This is a genomic window from Streptomyces xanthii, assembly GCF_014621695.1.
GTDB lineage: Bacteria > Actinomycetota > Actinomycetes > Streptomycetales > Streptomycetaceae > Streptomyces > Streptomyces xanthii.
On the sequence record NZ_CP061281.1, the window covers coordinates 1,858,102 to 1,885,039 of the forward strand.

Sequence of the window (26,938 nt, forward strand, 5' to 3'; positions counted from 1 at the left end):
CCGGACATATTTCCGCTTCCACACCCGGGACAGCGAGCGTAATTCATCACCGAAAGACCCGACGCGGAAATTCCCTGAATAAATTCAGGCAGGCAAAACTCCGGACGGGCGATTCAATGAATGCCGTACGTCTTTGTATACGGCGGCCGTGTTAATGGTGGAGCCCGGTCGTGTTGACGGCATGTTGCGAAGTCCTCACACGCTCGCCCGCGCGGGGGACGCGCAGCCGGTGGACGGTCGTCTCGCGTGCGATGTGCGCGGCCGTCAGGGTGCGGGCGCGCTCGACGTCGCGACGGGCCACCGCGTCGACGACCGCGCCGTGCTCGGCCCAGGACTCGACGGGCCGCTCGGGGATCTCGACCGCGTACATCCACGCGATCTTGTGCCGGACCTGGGTGAGCAGGGTGATGAGGCCGGGGCTGGCGGAGGCCTGGGCGAGCGTCTCGTGGAACCAGGCGCCCAGGGGCCGCAGATCCTCGCCGCCCCCTTCCTTCGAGCGCTCCTGCCCCAGCCTGACCAGGCCCCGCAGCACCTTGAGGTGGGCGTCCGTGCGGCGCTGCGCGGCACGGGCGGCGCCGAGCGGTTCGAGGAGCATGCGGATCTCCAGGAGGTCGGCCGCCTCCCGCTCGGTGGGCTCGGCCACACACGCGCCCGCGTGCCTGCGCGTGACGACGAAGCCCTCCGCCTCCAGGGTGCGCAGCGCCTCACGGACCGGCACGCGCGAGACTCCGTAGCGGCGCGCGAGCAGTTCCTCGGTGAGTCTGCTGCCGCGCTCGTACACGCCCGCGACGATGTCGTCGCGGATCGCCGTGCATACCGAGTGCGCGGGAATGCGCATGCCCCGACCTCCGCCTTGCTCTCCGCCCGATCCCCGCGCATGACGGAGAGCGGGCGCCCCTGAAAAGCGCGATCGGCACCGATTTCCGCGCGCTCGTCCAGTGACTCTATTCCACCGTGCTCGAATTTCCGACGGGAGCTTGGAATCGAGGGATATTTTTTGGACAGCGAGGACCGGGCGCGGGATCGGCGGGATGCGGGAACGCGAAAGCCCCGGCGGCCGGCCGGGGCTTTCCTGCGGTGCGTGCTGCGGGCGTCGGGTCAGACGCCTCAGATGCCCACGCCGTGCGAGCGGAGGTACGCGACGGGGTCGATGTCCGAGCCGTACTCGGGCGTCGTGCGGGCCTCGAAGTGGAGGTGCGGGCCGGTCACGTTGCCGGTGGCGCCGGAGAGGCCTATCTGCTGACCGGGCGTCACGCTCTGGCCGACGGAGACGCCGATCGACGACAGGTGGCCGTACTGGGTGTACGTGCCGTCGTTCATCTTGATCACGATGTTGTTGCCGTAGGCGCCGCCCCAGCCGGCCTCCACGACGGTGCCGGAGCCGACCGCGTGGACGGTCGTGCCGCTGGCGGCGTGGAAGTCGATGCCGGTGTGACTGCCGGAGGACCACAGACCGCTGGACGCCTTGTAGGCGGTCGAGACGTACGAGCCGGAGATGGGCGCCACGTAGGTGTTGAGGCGCTTGCGCTCGGCCGCGCGGGCGGCACGCTCCTTGGCCTCGCGCTCCTTGGCCGCCTTCTCGGCGGCCTCACGGCGGGCTTCCTCGGCGCGGCGCTTGGCCTCGGCCTCGGCCTTCTTCTGCGCGGCGGCCTCTTCGGCGGCCTTCTTCTGGGCGGTCGCCTGGGCGTCGATCTGGGCGGCCAGGGTGTCGCCGATCGCGATGGCCTGCGTCAGACCGTTCTGGTCGGCGGGCGCGGCGGTGTCGGCGGCGAGAGCGGGGGCGGCGAGGCCTCCGATGACACCGGTCGTGGTGAGCGCCGCGACGCCGGCGACCTGCGCCGTGGTGCGCGTGAGGCGGCTCGGACGACGATGCTTCCCGGTGGCACGGGTGAACGCCATGGAGTGGCTGATCCTTTCCTTCCCTCTCGCCTACCGGGTTAGCTGACGGGTTCGGAGCAGGAAGGTCTCCTACGGGCCCCCTCCCCGTACGGGAAGAGCGTCCGATTCACCCCAGGGACTGCGGTGGGTCCCCGGCTCCCCTGGCTCGCGCCGTGGGGGACTCGGCGATGACTGTCCGGGGCCGCGGGCGCGGCTCATACGTGGCGAACAGCCGGACCGACGCTAAGCGGGACATCTTTCAATCAACAAACGGATCCCGGCTTTTGTAGCGCATGCCACAGGGCACACAGGCAACCTCTACATCAATTCGGGCATTTGCGACGCACGGTGGCGCGTCGGGCGAACCGAACGGCGTTCACGGGAAACGTGAGTGACGCCACGAAGCCCCGGAGGCCTGTGTGGCTTCCGGGGCTTCGTCCCGTTTCGGGCGGTGCCGCCCTGGCGTGGCGTCGTCGGCCGGCGACGACGCTCATGCGGTGGCGTCAGCCGGCGACGACCGTCACCTCGCCGATGCCGAGGGCCTTGACGGGCTCCTCGATCTGCGCGGCGTCGCCCACGAGGATCGTAACCAGGCGGTCCGCCGGGAAGGCGCTCACGACGGCCGCGGTGGCCTCCACGGTGCCCGTGGCGGCCAGTTGGCGGTACAGCTGGGCCTGGAAGTCCTCGGGCAGCTGCTGCTCGTCCTGGTCGGCGAGCGTGCCCGCGACGGCGGACGCGGTCTCGAACTTCAGCGGGGCCACGCCCACCAAGTTCTGCACCGCCGTGTCCCGTTCGGCGTCCGTCAGGCCCTCGGCGGCCAGCTTGCGCAGCACCTTCCACAGGTCGTCGAGCGCCGGTCCGGTGTTCGGCGTGTCGACGGAACCGCTGATGGCGAGCATCGCGGCCCCGGTGCCGTCCGCCGTGGAGCGCAGCACCTGGGCGAAGGAGCGCACCCCGTAGGTGTAGCCCTTCTCCTCGCGCAGCACCCGGTCCAGACGGGAGGTCAGCGTGCCCCCCAGGCAGTACGTGCCGAGGATCTGGGCGGCCCACACGCGGTCGTGCTTGTCGGGGCCGATGCGGCCGATGAGCAGTTGCGTCTGGACGGCTCCGGGGCGGTCGACGATGACGACGCGTCCGGTGTCGTCGGCGGTGACGGGCGGGACGGGGCGCGGCTGCGCCGTGTCACCGGTCCAGGCGCCGAGCGTGTCCTTCAGGAGGGTGTCGAGGTCGACGCCCGAGAGGTCGCCCACCACGACGGCGGTGGCGGTGGCCGGGCGGACGTGCTGCTCGTAGAAGGCGCGCACGGCCGCCGCGTCGATGCCCGCGACGGTCTCCTCGCTGCCCTGCCGCGGGCGCGACATGCGCGACGTGGCGGGGAACAGCTGCTTGGAGAGCTCCTTGGCGGCACGGCGGGCCGGGTTGGCGCTCTCGTGCGGGATCTCGTCCAGGCGGTTGCGCACCAGGCGCTCGACCTCGCTGTCGGCGAAGGCGGGGGCGCGCAGGGCGTCCGCCAGCAGGCCGAGGGCCTTCGGGAGGCGGGAGACGGGCACCTCCAGGGAGACGCGGACACCAGGGTGGTCGGCGTGCGCGTCCAAGGTGGCGCCACAGCGCTCCAGTTCCGCCGCGAACTCCTCCGCCGAGTGCTTGTCCGTGCCCTCGGAGAAGGCGCGCGCCATGATCGTGGCGACGCCGTCGAGGCCCTCGGGCTCGGCGTCCAGCGGTGCGTCCAGGTTGATCTCGACGGCGACGACCTGCTGGCCGGGGCGGTGGCAACGCAGCACCGTGAGGCCGTTGCCGAGCGCGCCGCGCTGCGGGGCCGGGAAGGCCCACGGCTTGGCGTCGCCCGCCTGCGGCCGGGGGTGGAAGTCCATGGTCGCGAGCTGCTCGGTCACCGGCCCGCCTCCTCGTCGCTCTGGTCGCTCTCGTCGGATTCGTCGGTGTCCTCGGCCGCCGTGGGCTCGTAGACGAGGACCGAGCGGTTGTCGGGGCGCAGGCGGGCCTTGGCGACCTCCTGGACCTCCTCGGCGCTCACCTCGAGGACGCGCTGCACGGCCGTGAGGGCGAGCTGCGGGTCGCCGAAGAGGACGGCGTAGCGGCACAGCTCGTCGGCGCGGCCCGCGACGGTGCCGAGCCGGTCCAGCCACTCGCGCTCCAACTGGGCCTGCGCCCGCTCCATTTCCTCGGCGGTGGGCCCCTCCTCGGCGAACCGGGCGAGCTCCTCGTCCACGGCGGCCTCGATGACGGGCACCTCCACGTCGCCGGACGTCTTCACGTCCAGCCAGCCGAGGGAGGGAGCGCCGGCCAGGCGCAGCAGGCCGAAGCCGGCGGCCACGGCGGTGCGGTCCCGGCGCACCAGGCGGTTGTAGAGGCGCGAGGACTCGCCGCCGCCGAGGACGGTGAGGGCGAGGTCGGCGGCGTCGCACGCGCGCGTGCCGTCCTCGGGGAGCCGGTAGGCCGCCATCAGGGCGCGGGCCGGCACGTCCTCCTCGACGACCTCGCGGACCTGCTCGCCGATGACCTCGGGCAGGGCGCCGTCGCGCGGGGCGGCCTTGCCGTCGTGGCCCGGGATGGAACCGAAGTACTTCTCCACCCAGGCGAGCGTCTGCTCCGGGTCGATGTCGCCGACCACGGAGAGCACCGCGTTGTTCGGCGCGTAGTAGGTGCGGAAGAAGTTCCGCGCGTCCTCCAGGGTGGCCGCGTCCAGGTCGGCCATGGAGCCGATGGGCGTGTGGTGGTACGGGTGGCCCTCGGGGTACATGAGGGCGGTCAGCTTCTCGAACGCGGTGCCGTAGGGCACGTTGTCGTAGCGCTGGCGGCGCTCGTTCTTCACGACGTCCCGCTGGTTCTCCATCGACTCGTCGTCGAGGGCCGTGAGCAGGGAGCCCATGCGGTCGGCCTCCAGCCAGAGCGCGAGCTCCAGCTGGTGCGCGGGCATGGTCTCGAAGTAGTTCGTCCGCTCGAAGCTCGTCGTGCCGTTGAGGGAGCCGCCGGCGCCCTGGACCAGCTCGAAGTGGCCGTTGCCCGGCACCTGCTTCGAGCCCTGGAACATCAGGTGCTCGAAAAGGTGAGCCAGGCCCGTACGGCCCTTGACCTCGTGGCGCGAGCCGACGTCGTACCAGAGGCAGACCGCCGCGACCGGGGTCAGGTGGTCCTCGGAGAGCACCACGCGCAGGCCGTTGGCCAGCCGGTGCTCGGTCGCTGTCAGGCCGCCGGAGCCGGCCTCGGCCGTGGCCGTGTGACCCATGGGCATGTACGTCCCTTCGATCGCGGAGAACTGCGTGAACGCGCAGAACTGCTACCAGTCCCGCCACTGTATGCAAGCGTGCTGACGCCTGGCGAAGTTCCCGCCGGGGCTACGCCGAGAGCGAGCGGGAAGCGCCGCGCGGAGCGGGCCGGAACCACGGTGCGGGTCGAGCCGGGCGCGCCGCACGGGTAGCGTGCGAGCACCCGGCGGCGGCCGCGGACCCGTCGGTATGGACGGGTCGCGATCGGTGTTGTCAGTGGGGCGGTCCACAATGGTCCGCGACAGTTCTCGTTCATGTACCCGTTCATGTTGGTGAAGGAGCCGCAGCAGCGATGGCCCGCCGCAGCACGAAGACCCCGCCGCCCGACGACTTCGAGGAGAAGATCCTCGACATCGACGTGGTCGACGAAATGCAGGGCTCCTACCTGGAGTACGCGTACTCGGTCATCTACTCGCGTGCCCTGCCCGATGCGCGGGACGGGCTGAAGCCCGTCCACCGGCGGATCGTCTACCAGATGAACGAGATGGGCCTGCGCCCCGAGCGCGGCTACGTGAAGTGCGCCCGTGTCGTCGGCGAGGTCATGGGTAAGTTGCACCCCCACGGCGACACGTCGATCTACGACGCCCTGGTGCGCCTGGCCCAGCCCTTCTCGATGCGGGTCCCCCTGGTCGACGGTCACGGGAACTTCGGCTCGCTCGGCAACGACGACCGTCCGGCGGCGATGCGGTACACGGAGTGCCGCATGGACCCGGCCGCGTCGCTGATGACCGAGTCCATCGAAGAGAACACGGTCGACTTCACGCCGAACTATGACGGCCAGGAGCAGGAGCCCGTCGTCCTCCCGGCGGCGTACCCGAACCTGCTGGTGAACGGCACGTCCGGCATCGCGGTCGGCATGGCGACGAACATGCCGCCGCACAACCTGGGCGAAGTGATCGCCGCCGCGCGCCACTTGATCAAGCACCCGGGCGCCGACCTCGACACGCTCATGAGGTTCGTCCCCGGCCCGGACCTGCCGACGGGCGGCAAGGTCGTCGGCCTGTCCGGCATCAGGGACGCGTACGAGTCGGGCCGCGGCACCTTCAAGATCCGCGCGACCGTGTCGGTGGAGGCGGTGACGGCCCGCCGCAAGGGGCTGATCGTCACCGAGCTGCCCTTCGCGGTGGGCCCCGAGAAGGTCATCGCGAAGATCAAGGAACTGGTCAGCTCGAAGAAGCTCCAGGGCATCGCCGACGTCAAGGACCTCACGGACCGCGAGCACGGCCTGCGCCTGGTCATCGAGATCAAGAACGGCTTCGTGCCCGAGGCCGTCCTGGAGCAGCTCTACAAGCTGACGCCGATGGAGGAGTCCTTCGGTATCAACAATGTGGCGCTGGTCGACGGCCAGCCGCTCACGCTCGGCCTCAAGGAGCTCCTCGAGGTCTATCTGGACCACCGCTTCGACGTGGTCCGCCGCCGCAGCGAGTTCCGCCGCAGCAAGAAGCAGGACCGTCTCCACCTGGTGGAGGGTCTCCTCGTCGCCCTTCTGGACATCGACGAGGTCATCCGTCTGATCCGCTCCAGCGAGAACAGCGCGCAGGCCAAGGAGCGCCTGATCGAGCGCTTCTCGCTGACCGAGATCCAGACGCAGTACATCCTCGACACGCCGCTGCGCCGGCTCACCAAGTTCGACCGCATCGAGCTCGAGGCGGAGCGCGACAAGCTCAACGGCGAGATCGACGAGCTGACCGGCATCCTGGATTCCGACACTGAGCTGCGCAAGCTGGTCTCGGCCGAACTGGCGGCGGTGGCGAAGAAGTTCGGCACCGACCGGCGCACGGTGCTCCTGGAGTCCGCCGGGACCGCGGTGGCCGCGGTGCCGCTGCAGGTCGCCGACGACCCGTGCCGCGTGCTGCTGTCCTCGACGGGCCTGCTGGCCCGCACGGCGTCGGACGAGCCCTTCGCGGCGGACGACGACGGCAAGCGCGTCAAGCACGACGTGATCGTCTCGGCGGTGCCCGCGACGGCGCGCGGTGAGATCGGCGCCGTGACGTCGACAGGCCGTCTGCTGCGACTGAACGTGATCGACCTGCCCCAGCTCCCGCCGACGGCCACCGCGCCGAACCTGTCGGGCGGCGCGGCGATCTCCGAGTTCCTGTCCTCCCTGGAGGCCGACGAGCAGGTCGTGTGTCTCACGACGCTCGACGAGTCCTCGCCGGGGCTCGCGATCGGCACGGAGCAGGGCGTCGTGAAGCGTGTGGTGCCGGACTACCCGTCCAACAAGGAAGAGCTGGAAGTCATCACGCTGAAGGACGGCGACCGCATCGTGGGCGCGGTCGAGCTGCACACGGGCGAGGAGGACCTGGTCTTCGTCACGGACGACGCCCAGTTGCTGCGCTTCCAGGCGTCGATCGTCCGGCCTCAGGGCCGGCCCGCGGGCGGTATGGCGGGCATCAAGCTGGCGACCGGAGCGAAGGTCATCTCCTTCACGGCGGTCGACCCGGCGGCCGACGCCGTGGTGTTCACCGTGGCGGGCTCGCGCGGCACGCTGGACGACTCGGTACAGACGACGGCTAAGCTCACACCGTTCGACCAGTACCCGAGGAAGGGCCGCGCCACGGGCGGTGTGCGCTGTCAGCGCTTCCTGAAGGGCGAGGACTGTCTGAGCCTGGCCTGGGCGGGCCCGGTGCCCGCGCGTGCGGCGCAGAAGAACGGCACGCCCGCCGAACTGCCGGAGATGGACCCGCGCCGTGACGGCTCGGGGGTCTCGCTCCCGAAGACGGTCTCGGTCGTGGCGGGCCCGGTCTAGATCTCCGCTGTGTCGTAGTCCGCTGCGTCCGGGGCGGGGTCGCCCTTGTCCTGGACGTAGCGCAGGACGCCCCACATGCCGCGCTCGTCCGCGGGGTGCGGGGCGTCGCTCTGCTCGCTCCCACTCCCGCGCTCGCTCCCACTGCCGCTCTCGCTCGCGCACGCTGCGAGCTCGTCGTGGAGGGCCTCGGCGTCGATCCCGGATCCGATGAGGACGAGCTGCGTCAGCCGCCGCTCCCCCGCGGGCCACGGCTCCGGGTAGAAGCGCAGGAAGCGCCCGACGGCGTGCACGGCGTACCTGTTGCGCGGGTCGCCCGTGCCGAAGTCGACATATCCCTTGATGCGGTAGAGCCCTTCGGCCCGGCCGTCGAGGAAGGCCATCAGCCGGCGCGGGTCCATCGGCACGTCGGAGGTGAAGGCGACGCTGTCGTAGGCGGCGTGCAGATGCCCTCTGTGGTCCGCGCCTGGGCGAAGACCATCGCGGTGCTGGTCGTCGCGGTGCTGATCCTCGCGGTGCAGGTCCTCGCGGTGGAGGTCCTCGCGGTGGAGGTCCTCGCGGTGCAGGTCGTCGAAAGAGAGCTGTCCGATCCGCTCCGTCGACGGCCGGCTGTCGAAGAGCAGGTCCGGGTCGATCCGCGCATAGGAGGCGGTCACGACGGCGGCACGCTCGGCCGCGTCCCGGACGGCGTCCAGGACGCGCTGCCGCTCGCCGTCCTCCACACGGTCGGCCTTGTTCACGACGACGAGATCGGCGAGCGCCAGATGACGCTCCACTTCGGGGTGCTTCTCCCGTGTGGCGTCGAACTCGGCGGCGTCGACGACCTCCACCAGGCCGCCGTAGACGACCCGCGGATTCTCGCTGGCGAGGACCATCCGGACGAGCTCCTGCGGCTCCGCGATCCCGCTCGCCTCGATGACGATGACGTCGATGGCATGCAGGTCATTGACCGGACGAGTCAACTTGTCGAGATAGACGTCAAGTTCACCGGCATCCACGGCACAGCACAGACAACCGTTGCCGAGCGAGACGGTGGAGTCCCCCAGTTGCCCAGCGACGGCCATCGCGTCGATCTCGATCGACCCGAAGTCGTTGACGATCGCTCCGATGCGGGTGCCCCCGCTGTGGTGCAGCAGGTAATTGAGCAACGTGGTCTTCCCCGAGCCGAGGAAGCCCGCGAGGACGACGACGGGGATCTGCTGCGGGCTGGCCTTGCTCAACGCGACCTCTCTCACGGGGCGGCTCTCGTACGAAGGATGACTGCCGCCCCAGAATACGAGCGCGTAGAAAGCCCACGAAGTGAACGATTGCTAACGCCGCTCTTTGGGCACACGTTGGACATGGCGCCGGTTTTCGTTCCCTGAGCATCCCCGCGCGCCTCCTCTCCGCCTCCCAGCCGACCAGAGCCGCTCGGCGCTCCGGGAGACGGCAAGCGCGCCGCCCACCGCTCGCCGGTCCCCGCATCCGTCGACCCTTCACCGACGACCGGCGCACGGTCGCCTGAATCGGGGGTTGACATGGTCACAAAGAGTCACTGGGCAAGCCGGAACGTGACAGCCGCGGTCGTCGGCGCCCTGGCCGGGTGCGCCGCGACTCATCTGTGGCAGCGCTTCGGCCCAGGCCCGAAAACGGCCTCCGAAGAACGCCGACGCCAGGCCCGCGCACACCAGCAACGCATGCACTGGGAGCTCCTGAGCAAGGCGATCGACGACCCGGAGCTGGCGGTGGTGATCGACAACTACGGGGTCGACGGACTCACCCCGCAGAAGCGGCGTCAGTACATGTACGCCAACCTCTGGTACATCAACGCGTTCCACAAGTACGAGGCGGGCCTGCTCGACCAGCGGGCCCTGTTCAGCGCGCTCCGCGAGCTCTTCCAGAGCGAGCACATCAGGGAGTACTGGGAAGTGACCCGTCCCCATCGCGCCTCACTGGATCCCGCGTCCAGCGAGGCGGAGGTGGGGCGTATGGCGGAAGCCCTGTTCCAGGAGATCGAGGCGGCCTCCGACACCGAGGAGTGGTGGGTGGTCGGAGAGGCGCCGTCCGAGTGACCGTCCGTCACATCGGAGAGCCGGGCTTACCCACGTACGGGTCAGCCCATACGCCGAACTGGTGAAGGAATCAAGGAACTTGCCGGAATCCACGACGCATCAGCGGTAGTCTCACGTCACATTGGGCCCCGGCGGATTTCCCCCGTGCGGGCGCCGCCTGCCCGCACGCCCGGAAAGCCCCTCACCCCGGCACGCCCAGAAAGAACCGGTTCACTTGAAGATCGTACGCCGCATCGGGGCCTCTCCACGTGAACGCGGAAGCACGTCCGGGGCCACGTGCCCGGACGTCTTCGAGCTGAGCGACGGGAACTTCGCCGTGATCGGCACAGAGGCGACCGAAGACCTCAGGGGTGAGCTGCCGGCGGACGCGGGGGTCGCCGCGTACGAGCGGATCGTGATCGTGAGCCGGGAGACCATCCTGCGCGCCAAGAAGGACATCCCCGACGTCTGACCGCGCCCGGCCCACCCCTCCCTGGGGCCGGATCAGTCGAGCGTCGGCACCGCCACCGGCGGCTCCGCGCCCACGTACCGGGCAGCCGGCCGGATGATCTTCGAGTCCTGAGCCTGTTCGAGGATGTTGGCGCTCCATCCGACGACCCGCGCCGCCGCGAAGGTCGGCGTGAACATCGTGCGCGGCAGGCCGCACAACTCCATGACCACGCCCGCGTAGAACTCCACGTTGGTGTGCAGCTCCCGGCCCGGCTTCAGTTCGGCCAGGATCGCTTCGACGTGCTGCTCGACCTCCACGGCGAACTCCACCAGCGGGCCGCCGAACCCCTCCGCGATGCCGCGCAGCATGCGCGAGCGCGGGTCCTCCGTGCGGTAGACGGGGTGGCCGAAGCCCATGATCCGGTCGCCCGCGAGGACCCGCTCGCGGATCCAGGGGTCGATGCGGTCGGGAGTGCCAATGGCGTCCAGGGTGTCGAGCGCGCGGCTCGGTGCCCCGCCGTGCAGCGGTCCGGACAGCGCGCCGACGGCACCCACGAGACACGCCGCGACATCCGCTCCGGTCGACGCGATGACGCGCCCCGTGAAGGTTGACGCATTGAATCCGTGATCAATGGTTGAGATCAGGTATTGCTCCACGGCACGGGCGCGTGCGGGTTCCGGCTCCGAACCCGTCATCATGTAGAGGTAGTTGGCCGCGTACGAGAGGTCCTCACGCGGCTCGACGGGCTCGAGCCCCTCACCGAGCCGGTGCAGCGCCGTGAGCATGGTGGGCACGACCGCGGCGGCCGCCAGGGTGTCCTCCGTGCGCCGCTCGGCGTCGATGTCGTAGACAGGCCGGAATCCCCGTGCGGCCCCGAACAGCGACAGCGCGGTCCGCAGGCCCGCGAGCGGCCCCGAGAGCGCTCCGGCCCGGGCCACGGCGGGCAGCACGGCCCGCACCTCGTCCGGCAGCCGGCGCAGCTCCGCGGTGCGGCGGGCGAAGGCCTCCGCCTGCGCCTTGTCCGGCAGCTCCCCGTGGATCATCAGGTGCCAGACATCCTCGAAGCTGCGGGTCTGCGCGAGCTCGACCGCGGAGTACTGGCGGTAGTGGTAGAAGCCCTCACGTCCCCTGACGTCACCGAGCGCGGTGTCGGTGACGACGACGCCGGCGAGGCCGCGCGGTACGTCGATGACGGGGGTGGACGTGGTCCCGTTGATCGGCATGTTTCCTCCCTGAACTTGATTCGACTGTCCACTCTTGACTCGATCTCTGTCAATATTGATTGAATCAACATTCAGTCGATGGGTACGGTGACGCGCATGAGGGATCAAGAACCGGCAGCGGCCCAGGAGGCCCGCCGACTGACCACCCGCGAGACCGCCGAACGACTGGGCGTGAAGCCCGAGACGGTCTACGCCTACGTGAGCCGCGGCCAGCTCACGAGCCGCCGCGGACAGGGGCGCCGCGGCAGCACGTTCGACGCGTCGGAGGTGGACGCGCTCGCCCGTCGCAACAAGCGGGAAAGCGCGCCAAGTTCGACCGGATCCGACCTGTCGGTGCGCACCAGCCTCACCCTCATCGAGCAGGACAGGTACTTCTTCCGGGGGGTCGACGCGACCGAGCTCGTCGCGCATCACTCCTTCGAGGAGGTCGCGGAGTGGCTGTGGACCGGCGCACTCCGCCCCGGCGCGCGCTTCTCCGCACCCAAGGAGGCCCTGTCGGCGGCCCGCCGAGCGGCCGACGCCCTGCCCGAGCACAGCAGCACGGTGGACCGGCTGAGGGTCGCGGCGGTCGCGGCCGCCACCGCCGACCCGCTGCGCTACGACCTCTCCGAGGACTCCGTCCTCGGCGCCGCCCGTTCCCTCATCCCGACGCTGGCGGCCACCCTCCCCCTCCGGAACGCCACCTACGCCGACGGCGACCCCATCGCGCAGCGCCTGTGGGGGCGTCTCTCCCACCGGCATCCCGACGAGGTGTCACTTCGCGTCCTGGACACGGCACTCGGCCTGCTCGTCGACCACGATCTGGCCGCCTCCACGCTCGCCGTCCGTGTGGCCGCCTCGGCCCGCGCCCACGCCTACGCGGCCGTCTCGGCGGGCCTGGGCGTCCTGGAGGGCCCCCTGCACGGAGCCGCGAGCGGTCTGGCGCACCGCCTCCTCCTCGATGTCCTGGACCGCGGCAGCGCGGGGCCGGTGGTGGCGGACGAACTCCGGGCGGGGCGGCCCGTCCCCGGCCTCGGGCACCGCCTCTACAAGGGCGAGGACCCGCGCGCCCAGGCCCTGTTCACCGCGCTCGAAGGGCTGCCCGCTGCCGAACCCGCCCTCGCCGCGGCACGCGACGTGGTGGCGACCACCGCCCGGCACACCGATCTGCACGCGAATGTGGATCTGGCCCTCGCGGTGTTGACCACGTCGTTCGGCATGCCCGCGGAGGCCGGCGAGACGATCTTCGCCGTCGCACGCACCGCCGGCTGGATCGCGCACGCCCTGGAGGAGTACGGGGAGCGCCCTCTCCGTATGCGGCCGACAGGCCACTACGTAGGCGTGCGACCGCCTCAGCCGCTGCCATGACCTCCGGGCGGGGGCTGATCCGCAGGTCAGGTTAGGCTCCACTACGTGAGTACGTGCGCGACCGCCTCGCGGGATCTTGACGAACCTCTCGCGGGGACCGCGGCCACCGCGCGGACCTGGCTGCTGATCGAGCAGCCCGGCCCGTGGGGCGCCAAGGCCCTGACCTCGAGCCACCTCGACCCCGCCGTGGGCCGGGCCCTGGAATCGGCGGCCGCGGGCACCGGCGTACGCGTCGCCCTGATCCGTCGCCCGGGCCGCCACGCGGACTGCCACGCCCCCACCCGCCACCAGGTCTTCCTCGCCCACACAGGTCCCGGAAACGCCTGGCTGCGCAGCGCCACGGTCGACTCCCCGGAGGAGCTGCTCGCACTCGACTTCCCCACCCTGGGCGCGGGTGACCACGGCGGCTTCGGAGAACCGCACCTCGGCGCGCCTCTCGCCCTGGTCTGCACGAACGGCAAGCGTGACCGCTGCTGCGCCCTTCTGGGCCGGCCGCTCGCCTCCGAACTGGCCGCCACCGGCGAGGAAGGCCTCTGGGAGGTGACCCACCTCGGGGGCCACCGCTTCTCGCCCACGCTCCTGGTGCTGCCGCACGGTTACGCCTACGGGCGTGCCACACCGGCGGGCGTCAAGGAGATCCTGGAGGCCGTCCGCGCGGACCGGATCCTCGTCGACGGCTGCCGTGGCGGTTCCGCCTGGGACCGCCCGGGCCAGGCGGCCGAGCTCGCGGTGCGCCGCACGATCGCGGAGCACCGCGCGGGCGTCCTCGACGTCCTCGGCGCGGAGCACAGCGCAGACGCAGACGACGTACCGCTCTGGCAGGTGACCGTCGCGCACACGGACGGGCGCCAATGGCTCGTCACGGTGGTCCAGGGCGCATCGCTGCCGCCGCGCCCCGAGAGCTGCGGGGCCGCCCTCGGCTCACCTGCTCGCATGGACGTGACGGCCGTACGCGAGCTCCCCGCATCCCAGGACTGGCATCACCCCTCTGCGTAGGGAGTCCGTCACAGGCCGGAGCGGCAGCGCTCTGTCCACGAGATCCGCGCCACAAGCACTACGGACTCCGGCGGAACGGCCCGTACCGTTCGTAACCATGAGCACCGCCTCCCCCGCCCGCCGTCTGCGCTTCGGACTGCCCCGGCGCGTCTTCGCGCAGGTGCTCCTGATGCAGGTGGCGATCGCGGCCGGGGTCGCGGTGCTGGCCACCGGGCTGTTCCTGGCGCCGTTGAGCGACCAGCTCGACGACCAGGCGATGCGGCGCGCGCTCGCCATCGCGCAGACGACCGCCGCGCAGCCGCGCATCGCGGAGGACCTGCGGACGTCGCTGCCGACGGCGGACGGCCCCGTGCAGGCCGAGGCGGAGCGGATCCGCCGGGCGAGCGGCGCCGAGTACGTCGTGATCATGAACATGCACGGGGTGCGCTGGTCGCACACCGACCGCTCGCGGATCGGGAAGGTCGTCTCTACGGACCCCAGCGACGCTCTGGCGGGCCGGGACGTCATGGAGATCGACGACGGTACCCTCGGCCGCTCCGCGCGCGGCAAAGTGCCCCTCAGGAACGCTGACGGGGCCATCGTGGGCGCGGTGTCCGTCGGCATCGAGTACGACAGCGTCCGCGCCCGACTGATCCACGCGATCCCCGGCCTGTTCGCCTACGCGGGCGGCGCACTCGCGGTGGGTGCGCTCGCCGCGTACCTGATCTCGCGCCGGGTCCAGCGGCAGACCCGTGACCTGGCGTTCTCCGACATCGCGGCCCTGCTCGCCGAACGCGAGGCGATGCTGCACGGCATCCGGGAAGGCGTCGTCGCCCTCGACCGCAGCGGGCGGATCCGGCTGCTGAACGACGAGGCGCAGCGGCTTCTCGCCGTCGACGGCGCGGCGATCGGCCTGCCCCTGGAGGCGGCGCTCGGCCCCGGCCGTACGACGGACGTGCTCGCGGGACACGTCACCGGTACCGACCTGCTCACCGTGCGCGGCCCTCGCGTCCTGATCGCCAACCGCATGCCCACCGACGACGGCGGCGCCGTGGCCACCCTGCGCGACCGTACGGAGCTGGAGCAGCTGGGCCGGGAGCTGGACTCCACCCGTGGTCTGATCGACGCGTTGCGTGCCCAGGACCACGAGCACGCCAACCACATGCACACCCTGCTCGGGCTCCTGGAACTGGAGATGTACGAGGAGGCCGCCGAGTTCGTCGGTGAGGTGGCCGGCGCTCATCGGGTGACCGCGGAACAGATCACCGAGAAGATCAAGGACCCGCTGCTCGCCGCCCTCCTGGTGGGCAAGGCGACCGTCGCCGCCGAGCGGGGCGTCGCACTGGGCGTCTCCTCCGACACCGCGCTGCCCGACCGTCTCGTCGACCCGCGCGGGCTGGTCACGATCGTGGGGAACCTGGTGGACAACGCCCTGGACGCCACGGCCGGTTCCACGCGCCACGCGCGCGTGGAGGTCGTGCTGCGGGCCGAGGGCCGCACCGCCGTCCTCACGGTGCGGGACACCGGGCCGGGCGTCCCCGCGGACCGCCGGGAGTCGGTCTTCATGGAGGGCTGGTCCACCAAGGAGCCGCCCTCGCACGGCAAGCGGGGCATCGGACTCGCGCTGGTGCGCCGGCTCGCCGAGCGCCAGGGAGGCACCGCCACGGTGACGGACGCGGCGTCCGGAGGCGCCGAGTTCGTGGTCGTGCTGCCGGAGGCGTTCACCGATTCCCTGACGCTGCGGACCGAGCCGCAGGATGCCGGTGCGCACGAGACCGAGGAGGTCTGATGATCGACGTCCTGGTCGTGGACGACGACGCGCGCGTGGCGGACGTCAACGCCGCCTACGTGGCGAAGGTGCCCGGCTTCCAGGTGGTGGGCAAGGCGTACAGCGCCGCCGAGGCTCTCGCGGCCGTCGAGGAGCTGGACGTCGACCTCGTCCTGCTCGATCACTACCTGCCGGACGACACGGGACTCGCGGTCGCCCGCGCGCTGCGCGAGCGGGGCCATCACATCGACGTGATCATGGTGACCGCGGCGCGCGACGTGGCGACGGTGCAGGCGGCGATGCGGCACGGCGCACTGCAGTACCTGGTGAAGCCGTTCTCGTTCGCCGGGCTGCGCGGCAAGCTGGAGGCGTACGCGGAGCTGCGGCGCACCCTGGACGGGGGCGGTGAGGCCGAGCAGGCGGAGGTCGACCGGATCTTCGGCGCCCTGTCCGCCACGCCCGCACCGGAGCTGCCGAAGGGCCACTCCCCCACGACGGCCGATCTGGTCCGCAAGGCCATGATGAGCGCCGACGGCCCGCTGTCGGCCCAGGAGCTCGCCGACCGGACCGGCATCAGCCGCCAGACCGCGCAGCGCTACCTGAAGCTGCTCGAGCGGACCGGTCGGGTGCGGCTGAGCCTCCGGTACGGCGACACGGGCCGGCCCGAGCACCGCTACGCGTGGGCGGCCAGCCACTGAGCCGTCCCCGTCGCGGTCCTACCGGCGACGGGGCGGCCCGTGACGGTGACGGCTGCCGTGTCCTCGGTCGCGGTCAGACGGCTCCCGCGCCGGTGAGCGCGCGCACCTCCGTCTCGGCGTGCTTGGCCTCGTCCGGGGGCTCGGTCGACGTCACGGTGCCCACCCAGCCCGCCAGGAAGCCCAGCGGGATGGAGACGAGGCCCGGGTTCTCCAGCGGGAAGAGGTGGAAGTCGACGCCGGGGATGAGGGAGGTCGGGCCACCGGAGACGACCGGGGAGAGCACGACGAGGACGAGTGCCGGGATCAGACCGCCGTACACGGACCACACGGCGCCGCGCGTGGTGAAGTTCCGCCAGAACAGCGAGTAGAGCAGCACGGGGAGATTGGCGGACGCGGCGACCGCGAAGGCCAGGCCCACCAGGAACGCGACGTTCAGGTCCCGCGCCAGCAGCCCCAGCGCGATGGCGAGCACGCCGATCCCGGCCGCCGCGACGCGCGCCACGGCGACCTCGCTGTACTGCTTGCCGGAGTGCTTGCCCGGACGGTTGCGGCGTCTCAGGGAGGCGTACAGGTCGTGCGCGACGGAGGCGGAGGAGGCGAGGGTGATCCCGGCGACGACGGCGAGGATGGTCGCGAAGGCGACCGCCGCGACGATCGCGAACAGGACCGTGCCTCCCGTGGACGCCGCGCCGCCGCCCAGGTCGAGGGCGAGCAGCGGAACCGCCGTGTTCCCCGCCGCGTTCGAGGCGCGTACGGCGTCCGAGCCGACGATGGCCGCGGCACCGAAGCCGAGCACGATCGTCATGAGGTAGAAGCTGCCGATGAGGCCGATCGACCAGACGACGGAACGGCGGGCCGCCCGTGCGGTCGGCACGGTGTAGAAGCGCGACAGGATGTGCGGGAGGCCGGCCGTGCCGAGCACGAGCGCGAGGCCCAGGCTGATGAAGTCGAAGCGGGAGGTCCAGCTCCCCCCGTAGCGCAGCCCGGGCGCCAGGAAGTCCGCCCCTTGCCCGCTGCGGTCGGAAGCGGCCCGCAGCAGCGCGTTGAAGTCGCCGTGGAAGCGGGCGAGGACGAGGACGGTGAGGGCGATCGCGCCGGCCATGAGGAGGACGGCCTTGACGATCTGGATCCACGTCGTGGCCCGCATCCCTCCCAACGACACGTAGATCACCATGAGCGCGCCGACGCCGACGACGGTCCAGGACTGGGCGGCGCCGCTCGTGCCGCCCAGCAGGAGCGCCATGAGGCTGCCCGCGCCCACCATCTGCGCCACCAGGTAGAGCACCGACACGACGACGGAGGACGTTCCGGCCGCGATCCGTACGGGGCGTTCGCGCATCCTGGCCGCCACGACGTCGGCGAGGGTGAACCGCCCGCAGTTGCGGACCAGTTCGGCGACCAGGAAGAGGACGACGAGCCAGGCGACGAGGAAGCCGACGGAGTAGAGCAATCCGTCGTACCCGTAGAGGGCGATGAGTCCGGAGATGCCGAGGAAGGAGGCCGCGGACATGTAGTCGCCCGAGATGGCAAAACCGTTCTCCATCGGCGAGAACAGACGCCCGCCCGCGTAGAACTCCTCTGCCGAACCGTGGCGGTTGCGGCTCACCCAGGTGGTGATGCCGAGGGTGACCGCCACGAAAGCGCTGAAGAGAACCAGCGCCAGAGTCTGATGCGTTCCGGTCACCACTGCCCGCCTTCGCTGCGCGCCGTTCCGTTGACGCGCCCCGCGCCGTTCGTCTGGTTGTGCGAGGAATCCTTCGTGCGGGAGGCGGTGTCGATGCCCCGGGTCATCTCCTGCGTGTCCCAGCGCAGTTCGAGCGCGGCTCGGTCGCGGCGCAGGCGCGCGTGGCGGGCGTACAGCCACGTCAGCAGGAACGTGCTGGCGAACTGTCCGAGCCCGGCGACCATCGCCACGTTCACAGAGCCGGCGACCGGCTGGGCCATCAGGTCGTGCGCGGTCGTGGCGGCGACGACGTAGGCGAGGTACCAGACGAAGAAGACCGCGGCCGCCGGGAACGCGAACCTCCGGTAGCGCGCGCGTACTTCCTGGAACGCGGCGCTGCGCTGGACCTCCAGATAGATCCCCGCCGCGCTGCGCTCCCCTGGCACGGGCTGGGCGGGCACGGTCGGCGCCGGCGCACCCGTACCGTCCAACTCGCCCCACCCCGAGGCCAGCGCGTCCTGCCACGGGTCACCGATGCCACCTCGATCACCGGCCCGGGGCTGCGCCGTCTCGCGCCCGTCGTGCTTCTCCACCGAACTCTCCTTGTCCGCGGCCACGTCGGCCGCGGACCCAAGGATGGACAGATCGGGAAGATCCCGGACTCTTCTCGCATGCCCTTCACCCCATTAGGTGACGGCTCAGGGGATTGAAGTGCCCGGTGGCCGCGCCAGACCGTGTTGATAGGCGTAACGCACCGCCTGCGCCCGGTCCTTGAGGCCGGCCTTCGCGAACAGGTTGTTGATGTGCGTCTTCACCGTCGCCGTCGAGACGTGCAGCGCCTTGGCGATCTCCTGATTGCTCAGTCCGTCGGCGATCAGCACCAGGACCTCGGCCTCCCGCGCCGTGATCCCGTCCGGGGGCTCCTTGGGTCCCGGAGCGGCGGTCTCCGCCTGGGAGAGCCGCTCCAGGAGTCTCCGCTGGATCTTCGGCGCGAGCCCCGCGTCCCCCGACAGCACGTCCTCGACCGCCCGCACGATCTCGTCACCGCCGGCGTCCTTGGTCAGGTAGCCGCGGGCCCCGGCCCTCAGCGCGGGAAAGAGCGACTCGTCGTCGGCGTACGTGGTCAGGACGACGACCTGCGTGGCCGGATACTGCTCCCGGATGCGTCTGGTCGCCTCCGCCCCGTCGCAGCGCGGCATACGCAGGTCCATCAGGACGACGTCCGGCGCCAGCTCCGCGACGAGAGCGACCGCCTCCTCGCCGTCGCCCCCGGATCCGACGACCTCGATCCCGGGCAGCAGCCCCAGGAGCATCACGATCCCTTCGCGCACCACCGTCTGGTCGTCGACCACCACCACACGGGCCGGCGGCCTGCCCGTGCGTTCCCCCGCCGCACTCCCGCTCATACGGGAACCTTCAAACTGACCACGAAACCCTCCTCGCACGGCCCCGCCTCCAACGAGCCGCCCAGCAGCTCGGCACGCTCCCTCATCCCCAACAGACCGTAACCGGCGCCACTGACAGTGAGCTCGCCCTGCGGCCCCGATGCACCCGAATCCCGTATTTCCAGGGCCACTTCCTCGGGCAGGTACTCCAGCCGCAGTGCGGCCTTCGCCCCTGGGGCGTGCTTGCGTACGTTCGTCAGCGCTTCCTGTGCGACTCTGCGGACCGCCTGCGAGGCCTCGGCGGAGAGAGGTCTGCGCTCGCCCTGCACCGTGAGCGTGGCACCGCCCGAGGAAGCGACCAGTTCCCGCAGGAAGTCCTCGAGCGGCGTCAGGTCTCCGCGCAGCGCCGAGAGAGCCTGGCGGGTCTCGTCGAGGCCGTCCCTGGCCATGCCGCGGGCGGCCACCACCCGCTCGAGGATCTGGTCCCGGTCGGCCCCGCGCTCGATGAGGATCCGGGCCGCTTCCAGGTGCACGAGCTGTGCCGAGAGACTGTGCGCGAGCACGTCGTGGATCTCGCGGGCGATGCGGGATCTCTCGGCGAGCGCGGCGGACTCGGCCTCCGCCTTCCGCGCCGCTCGCTCCTGGACCAGGAGCCTCTGGGCGCTGCCCCGGGCCTCGGCGTCCAGCCGCAGCACGTATCCGGACAGGCACAGGCCCACGGCGACGGCGGTCGTGGAGATCCATGAGTCGTCGTTGGTGAGCGCGAACGCGGCGAGCGCGACACCCGTGACGGGCACGGCGGCGATCAACGGCAGTCGCTCCAGCGCGGTGACGGCGCAACCGCACCAGAGGACCACGGCCGGCGCCAGGAAGCCGATCGTCTGGGCCAGCCCGGCGAGTACGAACAGAACGGCGAGGATGCCGAGGGAAGGCCACAGCCGGTGTTCTAGCGTGGTCCGGAAGAAGCCCCACGCCGCAACGGACGCGATCACCAGACCCACGGGAGCCGCCGCAACGGCCCAGCCGGGGACGTCGCGCTGCGTGATCGCCGTCCACAGCAGGACGGTGATCACGACCACCCTGACCAGCCAGGACAGCATCCACCGTGCGCGGGTCTTCCCCTCGCGGGAGAGCGCCTCCCGCGAGGGCCACGCCATCACGTCTCGCTGACTCACCTGCGGTCCTCCCAGGCCGGCTGCGGGACAGCACCAACGTACGCCGACTCCAGGGCGCCGGCCCGCCACATCAGGACCCCGGACCGGGCCAGCAGTGAGACGGCGAAGCCGAGCATGAACGCGTCACTGCCGAGGTGGACGCCCATCGCGAGGCCGATGCCGGCGACGGCGACCCGGGCGGCGACCCCGCCGGCCCAGGCTCCGGCCGTGGCGACCGTACCCTTCGTCCAGACGTCCCCGTGCTCGTCGGCCCACAGCCGTGTGGTGAACGCCCAGCCGATCCCAATACCGACGCTCACCAGCAGTTCGACGACGAGCAGGATCACGGAGCCCGTCATGTGGTGCGGGTCGGCGACCTTACCGTCGCGGAGCGCGAAGAATCCGAGGGCCACGGGCAGCAGCCACCACTTGCGGTCCATCGACAGGCGCTCGGTCCTGAACTGGCGCACGACGACCAGGGCGACGACGGCGACGATCACCAGGACTTCGGTGGGACCGGACATGACGGCCTCCGTGAATCGGTCGGAGCGGAGTGGTTCAACGCCGTCGACACTACGGAAACCGGCAGGTCAGGAGATCGGAGCCGGGGTGGATCCCGGGTGGATCAAGCGGCTCCACCCGTGGGTGGAGCCACCGGGGAACGCGTCTGGCCGGTGGCGGCCGGCGGTGCGCCCGGAGGCGCGGCCGGCCGTCACCGGCCAGGTCGTCACTGCGCGTCGGTTGCTACGCGTCGATGCGCGAGCGGTCGAGCGTCGCGGCGGAGCTGCTGATGAACTCCTTGCGCGGTGCCACATCGTTGCCCATGAGCAGGTCGAACACCTGCTCAGCGGCGTCCAGCTCGCCGATGTTGATCCGGCGCAGGGTGCGGTGGCGGGGGTCCATCGTGGTCTCGGCCAGCTGGTCGGCGTCCATCTCGCCCAGACCCTTGTACCGCTGGATCGAGTCCTTGTACCGCACGTTCTTGCGCTGGAACTCGAGCAGCGTCTCGCGCAGCTCGCGGTCGGAGTACGTGTACACGTACTTGTCCTGGCCCTTCTTGGGCTGGACCAGCTCGATGCGGTGCAGCGGGGGCACCGCGGCGAAGACCCGGCCCGCCTCGACCATCGGCCGCATGTAGCGCTGGAACAGCGTCAGGAGGAGGCAGCGGATGTGCGCGCCGTCGACGTCGGCGTCGACGAGCAGGATGATCTTTCCGTAGCGCGCCGCGTCGATGTCGAAGGTGCGCCCGGAGCCAGCTCCTATCACCTGGATGATCGCACCGCACTCGACGTTCTTCAGCATGTCCGAGACGGACGACTTCTGGACGTTGAGGATCTTGCCGCGGATCGGCAGGAGCGCCTGGAACTCCGAGTTCCGCGCGAGCTTGGCGGTGCCGAGCGCGGAGTCGCCCTCGACGATGAAGAGCTCGCTGCGCTCCACGTCGTCGCTGCGGCAGTCGGCAAGCTTCGCGGGAAGCGACGAGGACTCCAGGGCCGTCTTGCGGCGCTGCGCGTCCTTGTGCTGGCGGGCCGCGATGCGGGTGCGGGCCGCCGCGACGGCCTTCTCCATGACGGCGCGTGCCTGCGCCTTGGCGTCACGCTTGGTGGACGTCAGGAACGCCTTGAGCTCCTTGGCGACCACGTTGGCGACGATCCGGTTGGCCGCGGAGGTACCGAGGACCTCCTTGGTCTGGCCCTCGAACTGCGGCTCGGCGAGGCGCACCGTGACGACGGCGGTGAGGCCTTCGAGGGCATCGTCCTTGACGACGTCGTCCTCGGCGACGCGCAGCAGCTTCTGGCTGCGCAGGACCTCGTTCATCGTCTTGGTGAGCGAGCGCTCGAAGCCCGTCACGTGGGTGCCGCCCTTGGGGGTGGCGATGATGTTCACGAACGACCTGAGGGTCGTGTCGTAGCCCGTGCCCCAGCGCAGCGCGATGTCCACGCCGAGCTCACGGGTGACCTCGGTCGGTGTCATCTGGCCGTGGTCGTCCAGGACCGGGACGGTCTCCTTGAAGGTGCCCTGTCCGGTGAGGCGCAGGACGTCGCAGACCGGCTTGTCCTGCGCCAGGTACTCGCAGAACTCGCTGATGCCGCCGTCGAAGCGGAAGGACTCCTCGCCCTTGCTGCCTCCGTCCCCGAGGCCGAACTCGTCGCGGACGACGATGGTCAGGCCGGGCACGAGGAACGCGGTCTGGCGGGCGCGCTGGTGCAGCGTCTCCAGGGAGAGCTTGGCGTCCTTGAGGAAGATCTGGCGGTCCGCCCAGTAGCGGATGCGGGTGCCGAGGCGGGCCTTGGGGATCTTCTTGGTCTTGGTCAGGCGCGCCGAAGGGTCGAAGGCCGCGTCGGGGCCGGGCTTGGCGAAGGCTCCGGGGACGCCGCGCCGGAAGCTGATGGCGTGCGTGTGCCCGTTGCGGTCCACCTCGACGTCGAGACGCGCCGACAGCGCGTTCACCACCGAGGCGCCCACGCCGTGGAGGCCGCCGGAGGCCGCGTAGGAGCCACCGCCGAACTTTCCGCCCGCGTGGAGCTTCGTCATGACGACCTCGACTCCGGAGAGGCCGGTTTTGGGCTCGACATCCACGGGGATGCCTCGGCCGTTGTCCCGCACCTCGACGGAGCCGTCGTCGTGCAGGATCACCTCGATGTGGTCGCAGTAGCCGCCCAGGGCCTCGTCGACGGAGTTGTCGATGATCTCCCAGAGGCAGTGCATGAGGCCGCGGCTGTCGGTCGAGCCGATGTACATGCCCGGTCGCTTGCGGACTGCTTCGAGCCCCTCGAGGACCAGCAGGTGCCGCGCGGTGTAGTTGGAACCGTCACGGTCTGCTCCGGTCAGCAGCGCTGTGGACGGCACGGACGTCTCGGCGGTCACGCGGTTCGCTCCTCGCTGAATTTCAGATGGGGCCCTTGTGGGTAAAGGGCCGGCGTCGGTCGCGCGTCAGAGCCTACCGAGGCCTGGTAGAGCCGTTGTACCGCCACCCTCACCTCGACCAAGACTAGTCCAAGCTCGCATGAGTGTTCGATCCCTCGATGGAGTGAAGCACACATCACGTTCCCTTCCAGGCATGAACCATTTAGGCTCCGGGCACGTCCTCATGAACAACCGGCATCCCAGCCGGGGAGGACCGACCTGACAGAACGCGCGAACCCGTAAGACACGTAAGAGACGCAATACGGCACATTCGCCGCCACCCGGCGACAGACAGCCGGCCTCGAAGAAATTTTTCGAGGAAAAGCCGCGAGCGGGAACGTTTTCGGCCTGGTTGGATGTTGACCCTGGTACGACAGCTCGTCGAGCTAGAGAAGAGGCGACGTGACTACTGTTCTGACCCCCGCGAGCCCGCTGACGGCCGCTGACCGCTGTGACCGTTGCGGCGCCCAGGCATACCTGCGCGTCGTGCTCCTCAGCGGTGGTGAACTGCTCTTCTGCGCCCACCACGGTCGCAAGTTCGAGCCGGAACTCAAGAAGATCGCCGCTGAGATACAGGACGAGACGGAGCGGCTCACCGCCGTTCCGGCAAGCGCCGAGACCGAGGAACGCTGACGCCTCGCACCCACGACGAGCCAGCTCCGGCGTCATCAGGCCGGTGAGCGGGCGGCCCTCCCTGCACCCCAGGGATGGCCGCCCGTCCTCGTATCCGTACGGTCCCACCGCCCTCTCAGGCCCGCGGGACCGTCACCTTCACGCCCCCTCGGACACCGAGGGCAGCCTCGAGGTGCGCTGCTCGAGCACGCGCAGAGCGTCCGAGACGCGCGTGTAGACGCCCGGGCTCTCCGGGCGCCCGCAGCCGCTCCCCCAGGACACCAGGCCGATCAGCTTGCCCTGGGCCACCAGTGGCCCGCCGCTGTCCCCCTGGCAGGCGTCCTTGCCGCCTTCGGGGACGCCCGCGCAGAGCATCGAGTCGGACTGATAGGTGCCCTCAGGACCGCCCGGATAGGCCCTCTCGCACGCACTGTCGGCGAGCACCTGCACACGGGCCGCGTGCAGCGTGCGCGCGTAGTCACCCGCGCCCGTGGTGTCACCCCAGCCGTAGACGGCCGCTCCCGTACCGGGGCGGTAGGCGGGGTCACCCTCGTCCGCCATGGGGATCACGTATCCCGCGGGCAGTGCCGTGGACAGTGTGATGACGGCCACGTCCCCCGCGTTCGTTCGTTCGTCGTAGTCGGGATTCACCCACATGCTGCGCACGGGGATCTCCGCGCCCGCCGTCGATTCGAGATCGTCCCGGCCGGCGATCACCTTGAGGTCGCGGACCGTCCCTCCGGGCCCACCGATCACGTCGGGCCCGAGACAGTGGGCCGCGGTGAGCACCGTGGACCGGTCGACGACGACGCCCCCGCAGAACTGCCCCGACCGGCTGCCTCCGAACCGGTCACGACTGGACAGGGCCACCGCCCACGGGCTGTCGCCCACGCTGACCTGCTGCCCGCCGACGACCCCGTCGTCGGCGGCCGCGCGCGACGGCGAGGCCAGGGGCGACACGGCCACCGCCGCCAGGACGGCCAGGGACGTGGTCAGCACTCTCGCACGGGCATGACGCATACGGTCTCCTCACTCCAGGTTGTTCACAGCACACCCAGAGTGATCCACTTCGGTGGCACGCGCACCGCGAGTCCGCGTGGTGTCGCGGACACGCCGAAGGCCCGGCACTCCCCACGGAGGGGGCGTACCGGGCCTTCTGAGGGTCCTTCAGGAGCCGTCGACTAGTCGAGGTAGTCGCGCAGGACCTGCGAGCGCGACGGGTGGCGCAGCTTCGACATGGTCTTCGACTCGATCTGGCGGATGCGCTCGCGCGTCACGCCGTACACCTTGCCGATCTCGTCGAGGGTCTTCGGCTGACCGTCGGTGAGACCGAAGCGCATGGAGACCACGCCGGCCTCGCGCTCGGACAGGGTGTCGAGGACCGAGTGCAGCTGCTCCTGGAGGAGCGTGAAGCTGACGGCGTCGGCCGGGACGACGGCCTCGGAGTCCTCGATGAGGTCACCGAACTCGCTGTCACCGTCCTCGCCCAGCGGGGTGTGCAGCGAGATGGGCTCGCGGCCGTACTTCTGGACCTCGATGACCTTCTCGGGGGTCATGTCGAGTTCCTTGGCCAGCTCCTCCGGGGTGGGCTCGCGGCCCAGGTCCTGGAGCATCTGGCGCTGCACGCGCGCGAGCTTGTTGATGACCTCGACCATGTGCACCGGGATACGGATGGTGCGGGCCTGGTCGGCCATGGCGCGGGTGATCGCCTGACGGATCCACCAGGTGGCGTACGTGGAGAACTTGTAGCCCTTGGTGTAGTCGAACTTCTCGACCGCGCGGATCAGACCGAGGTTGCCCTCCTGGATCAGGTCCAGGAAGAGCATGCCGCGGCCGGTGTAGCGCTTGGCCAGGGAGACCACGAGGCGGAGGTTGGCCTCCAGCAGGTGGTTCTTGGCGCGGCGGCCGTCCTCGGCGATGATCTCGAGCTCGCGCTTGAGCTTCGGAGCCAGCTTGTCGGCGTTCGCCAGCTTGTCCTCGGCGAACAGGCCGGCCTCGATGCGCTTGGCGAGCTCGACCTCCTGCTCGGCGTTGAGCAGCGGGACCTTGCCGATCTGCTTCAGGTAGTCCTTGACCGGGTCGGCGGTGGCGCCGGCGGCCGCGACCTGCTGCGCGGGCGCGTCGTCCTCGTCCTCGTCGGACAGGACGAAGCCCTGGCCCTCGGCCTCGGGCTCGCCCTCGGCCTTGCCGGTGGCGGGGGTCTCCTCGGTCGCCTCGTCCTCGAGAAGGTCGTCGTCCTTCTTGGCGGCCGTCTTCTTGGCCGCGGTCTTCTTCGCGGTCGTCTTCTTGGCGGCGGCCTTCTTGGTCGTCGCCTTCTTGGCCGCGGCCTTCTTGACCGGCGCCTCGTCCGCCGACGCCCCGGCGGGAGCCTCCGCCGCGGGGGTGCCGGTGGCGACCTTCTTGGCGGTGACGGTCTTGGCCGCGACGGTCTTGGTGGTGGTGCGCTTGGCCGGACTCTTGGCTGCGACGCTCTTTCGGGGACGCTTGGGCTCAGCGGCACTGACCATCAGCGTCACACCCTCTTCCTCGAGGATCTGGTTGAGGCTGCGCAGAACGTTCTTCCACTGAGTGGCCGGAATCTGGTCGGCCTCGAACGCACGGCGTACGTCGTCGCCGGCGATCTGGCCATCAGCCTTTCCCCGCTCAATGAGCGCCATGACAGAGACGGACTCGGCGATCTCCGGCGGGAGCGTACGGGATGTGCTGGCCGACACGAACAACCTCTCGGAACGTTGGAAAACGGCTTCCGGCCCCGTCCTGTGTGGACCGGAGCCGACGACCGCCGGCTTGGGGATGGGCCGACGTCGCGGGCGGGGG

General features: G+C 70.6%; 22 protein-coding genes and 1 riboswitch. Of the genes, 8 read left to right on the forward strand and 14 right to left on the reverse strand.

The features are described 5' to 3' along the window. Positions 1-151 precede the first annotated feature (151 nt). The 4 genes from IAG42_RS08505 to IAG42_RS08520 all read right to left on the reverse strand — a co-directional run bounded on the left by IAG42_RS08505 (position 152) and on the right by IAG42_RS08520 (position 5,122). A complete protein-coding gene (locus IAG42_RS08505; RefSeq protein WP_188336418.1) occupies positions 152-838 on the reverse strand; it encodes a GntR family transcriptional regulator in 687 nt (228 codons plus the stop codon). A 269-nt stretch (positions 839-1,107) separates the two neighbouring features. Beyond that, the gene (locus IAG42_RS08510) at positions 1,108-1,899 is read right to left on the reverse strand and encodes a M23 family metallopeptidase (RefSeq protein ID WP_188336419.1); all 792 of its coding nucleotides are present in this window, start codon (positions 1,897-1,899) and stop codon (positions 1,108-1,110) included. Positions 1,900-1,911: 12 nt separating this feature from the next. Then, positions 1,912-2,076: riboswitch (cyclic di-AMP (ydaO/yuaA leader) on the reverse strand. Between the two features lie 305 nt (positions 2,077-2,381). Next, positions 2,382-3,749: a M16 family metallopeptidase gene (locus IAG42_RS08515; protein ID WP_188341258.1), complete on the reverse strand. Its 1,368-nt coding sequence runs from the start codon at positions 3,747-3,749 to the stop codon at positions 2,382-2,384. 17 nt (positions 3,750-3,766) lie between these two features. Continuing rightward, on the reverse strand, positions 3,767-5,122 hold the full coding sequence (locus IAG42_RS08520; RefSeq protein ID WP_188341259.1) for a M16 family metallopeptidase: 1,356 nt from the start codon (positions 5,120-5,122) through the stop codon (positions 3,767-3,769). Positions 5,123-5,454: 332 nt separating this feature from the next. Between IAG42_RS08520 and IAG42_RS08525 the strand changes: the two genes are divergently transcribed. After that, complete coding sequence (locus tag IAG42_RS08525; protein WP_188336420.1) at positions 5,455-7,911, forward strand: DNA gyrase/topoisomerase IV subunit A; 2,457 nt, start codon at positions 5,455-5,457, stop codon at positions 7,909-7,911. Here the strand turns inward: IAG42_RS08525 and IAG42_RS08530 are convergent. Further along, on the reverse strand, positions 7,908-9,128 hold the full coding sequence (locus IAG42_RS08530; protein ID WP_188336421.1) for a CobW family GTP-binding protein: 1,221 nt from the start codon (positions 9,126-9,128) through the stop codon (positions 7,908-7,910). The two genes, IAG42_RS08525 and IAG42_RS08530, sit on opposite strands and share 4 nt — an antisense overlap. A 297-nt stretch (positions 9,129-9,425) precedes the next feature. Between IAG42_RS08530 and IAG42_RS08535 the strand changes: the two genes are divergently transcribed. Together IAG42_RS08535 and IAG42_RS08540 are read left to right on the forward strand one after the other, a co-directional pair. Next, the gene (locus IAG42_RS08535; RefSeq protein WP_223205910.1) at positions 9,426-9,959 is read left to right on the forward strand and encodes a DUF6082 family protein; all 534 of its coding nucleotides are present in this window, start codon (positions 9,426-9,428) and stop codon (positions 9,957-9,959) included. Positions 9,960-10,173: 214 nt separating this feature from the next. Beyond that, complete coding sequence (locus IAG42_RS08540; RefSeq protein WP_188336423.1) at positions 10,174-10,410, forward strand: hypothetical protein; 237 nt, start codon at positions 10,174-10,176, stop codon at positions 10,408-10,410. Positions 10,411-10,442: 32 nt separating this feature from the next. Here IAG42_RS08540 and IAG42_RS08545 read toward each other — a convergent pair whose 3' ends face one another. Further along, entirely contained in the window at positions 10,443-11,612 is a 1,170-nt protein-coding gene (locus tag IAG42_RS08545; RefSeq protein WP_188336424.1) for a citrate synthase/methylcitrate synthase, read from the reverse strand. A gap of 96 nt (positions 11,613-11,708) precedes the next feature. On the opposite strand from IAG42_RS08545, the gene IAG42_RS08550 reads away from it, so the two are divergent. From IAG42_RS08550 to IAG42_RS08565, 4 genes are all read left to right on the forward strand, one after another. Continuing rightward, a complete protein-coding gene (locus IAG42_RS08550; RefSeq protein ID WP_188336425.1) occupies positions 11,709-12,959 on the forward strand; it encodes a citrate synthase in 1,251 nt (416 codons plus the stop codon). A gap of 45 nt (positions 12,960-13,004) precedes the next feature. Continuing rightward, positions 13,005-13,955: a sucrase ferredoxin gene (locus IAG42_RS08555; RefSeq protein WP_188336426.1), complete on the forward strand. Its 951-nt coding sequence runs from the start codon at positions 13,005-13,007 to the stop codon at positions 13,953-13,955. 97 nt (positions 13,956-14,052) lie between these two features. Continuing rightward, entirely contained in the window at positions 14,053-15,723 is a 1,671-nt protein-coding gene (locus IAG42_RS08560; protein WP_188336427.1) for a sensor histidine kinase, read from the forward strand. After that, positions 15,723-16,400 (forward strand): response regulator, encoded by a 678-nt coding sequence (locus tag IAG42_RS08565; protein ID WP_188336428.1) that lies wholly within the window; start codon positions 15,723-15,725, stop codon positions 16,398-16,400. The genes IAG42_RS08560 and IAG42_RS08565 overlap by 1 nt, the downstream gene beginning before the upstream one ends. 73 nt (positions 16,401-16,473) lie before the next feature. On the opposite strand, the gene IAG42_RS08570 is transcribed toward IAG42_RS08565, so the two are convergent. The 6 genes from IAG42_RS08570 to IAG42_RS08595 all read right to left on the reverse strand — a co-directional run bounded on the left by IAG42_RS08570 (position 16,474) and on the right by IAG42_RS08595 (position 23,470). Then, complete coding sequence (locus IAG42_RS08570) at positions 16,474-18,084, reverse strand: solute symporter family protein (protein ID WP_188336429.1); 1,611 nt, start codon at positions 18,082-18,084, stop codon at positions 16,474-16,476. After that, a complete protein-coding gene (locus tag IAG42_RS08575) occupies positions 18,081-18,701 on the reverse strand; it encodes a DUF485 domain-containing protein (protein ID WP_394811278.1) in 621 nt (206 codons plus the stop codon). The genes IAG42_RS08570 and IAG42_RS08575 overlap by 4 nt, the downstream gene beginning before the upstream one ends. A 60-nt stretch (positions 18,702-18,761) precedes the next feature. Beyond that, positions 18,762-19,469 (reverse strand): response regulator, encoded by a 708-nt coding sequence (locus tag IAG42_RS08580; protein WP_188336431.1) that lies wholly within the window; start codon positions 19,467-19,469, stop codon positions 18,762-18,764. Continuing rightward, the gene (locus IAG42_RS08585) at positions 19,466-20,605 is read right to left on the reverse strand and encodes a sensor histidine kinase (protein WP_188341260.1); all 1,140 of its coding nucleotides are present in this window, start codon (positions 20,603-20,605) and stop codon (positions 19,466-19,468) included. The genes IAG42_RS08580 and IAG42_RS08585 overlap by 4 nt, the downstream gene beginning before the upstream one ends. Positions 20,606-20,619: 14 nt before the next feature. Continuing rightward, on the reverse strand, positions 20,620-21,126 hold the full coding sequence (locus IAG42_RS08590; RefSeq protein WP_188336432.1) for a DUF1453 domain-containing protein: 507 nt from the start codon (positions 21,124-21,126) through the stop codon (positions 20,620-20,622). A 220-nt stretch (positions 21,127-21,346) separates the two neighbouring features. Then, positions 21,347-23,470: a DNA gyrase/topoisomerase IV subunit B gene (locus tag IAG42_RS08595; protein WP_188336433.1), complete on the reverse strand. Its 2,124-nt coding sequence runs from the start codon at positions 23,468-23,470 to the stop codon at positions 21,347-21,349. A gap of 441 nt (positions 23,471-23,911) precedes the next feature. Between IAG42_RS08595 and IAG42_RS08600 the strand changes: the two genes are divergently transcribed. Beyond that, complete coding sequence (locus tag IAG42_RS08600) at positions 23,912-24,142, forward strand: DUF7455 domain-containing protein (protein ID WP_161306080.1); 231 nt, start codon at positions 23,912-23,914, stop codon at positions 24,140-24,142. A gap of 138 nt (positions 24,143-24,280) precedes the next feature. Here IAG42_RS08600 and IAG42_RS08605 read toward each other — a convergent pair whose 3' ends face one another. Beyond that, positions 24,281-25,141, reverse strand: coding sequence for a S1 family peptidase (locus IAG42_RS08605; protein WP_188336434.1), 861 nt, complete (start codon positions 25,139-25,141; stop codon positions 24,281-24,283). A gap of 161 nt (positions 25,142-25,302) precedes the next feature. Then, entirely contained in the window at positions 25,303-26,841 is a 1,539-nt protein-coding gene (locus tag IAG42_RS08610; protein WP_223205911.1) for an RNA polymerase sigma factor, read from the reverse strand. Positions 26,842-26,938 lie beyond the last annotated feature (97 nt).

What these genes read in the sequence shown, in the direction of transcription:
- IAG42_RS08505 (WP_188336418.1), bottom strand. Translation starts at nt 838, where the DNA reads ATGCGCATTCCCGCGCACTCGGTATGCACGGCGATCCGCGACGACATC.
- IAG42_RS08565 (WP_188336428.1), top strand. Translation starts at nt 15,723, where the DNA reads ATGATCGACGTCCTGGTCGTGGACGACGACGCGCGCGTGGCGGACGTC.
- IAG42_RS08560 (WP_188336427.1), top strand. Translation starts at nt 14,053, where the DNA reads ATGAGCACCGCCTCCCCCGCCCGCCGTCTGCGCTTCGGACTGCCCCGG.
- IAG42_RS08515 (WP_188341258.1), bottom strand. Translation starts at nt 3,749, where the DNA reads ATGGACTTCCACCCCCGGCCGCAGGCGGGCGACGCCAAGCCGTGGGCC.
- IAG42_RS08605 (WP_188336434.1), bottom strand. Translation starts at nt 25,141, where the DNA reads ATGCGTCATGCCCGTGCGAGAGTGCTGACCACGTCCCTGGCCGTCCTG.
- IAG42_RS08510 (WP_188336419.1), bottom strand. Translation starts at nt 1,899, where the DNA reads ATGGCGTTCACCCGTGCCACCGGGAAGCATCGTCGTCCGAGCCGCCTC.
- IAG42_RS08520 (WP_188341259.1), bottom strand. Translation starts at nt 5,122, where the DNA reads ATGGGTCACACGGCCACGGCCGAGGCCGGCTCCGGCGGCCTGACAGCG.
- IAG42_RS08550 (WP_188336425.1), top strand. Translation starts at nt 11,709, where the DNA reads ATGAGGGATCAAGAACCGGCAGCGGCCCAGGAGGCCCGCCGACTGACC.
- IAG42_RS08580 (WP_188336431.1), bottom strand. Translation starts at nt 19,469, where the DNA reads ATGAGCGGGAGTGCGGCGGGGGAACGCACGGGCAGGCCGCCGGCCCGT.
- IAG42_RS08590 (WP_188336432.1), bottom strand. Translation starts at nt 21,126, where the DNA reads ATGTCCGGTCCCACCGAAGTCCTGGTGATCGTCGCCGTCGTCGCCCTG.
- IAG42_RS08545 (WP_188336424.1), bottom strand. Translation starts at nt 11,612, where the DNA reads ATGCCGATCAACGGGACCACGTCCACCCCCGTCATCGACGTACCGCGC.
- IAG42_RS08535 (WP_223205910.1), top strand. Translation starts at nt 9,426, where the DNA reads ATGGTCACAAAGAGTCACTGGGCAAGCCGGAACGTGACAGCCGCGGTC.
- IAG42_RS08525 (WP_188336420.1), top strand. Translation starts at nt 5,455, where the DNA reads ATGGCCCGCCGCAGCACGAAGACCCCGCCGCCCGACGACTTCGAGGAG.
- IAG42_RS08585 (WP_188341260.1), bottom strand. Translation starts at nt 20,605, where the DNA reads ATGGCGTGGCCCTCGCGGGAGGCGCTCTCCCGCGAGGGGAAGACCCGC.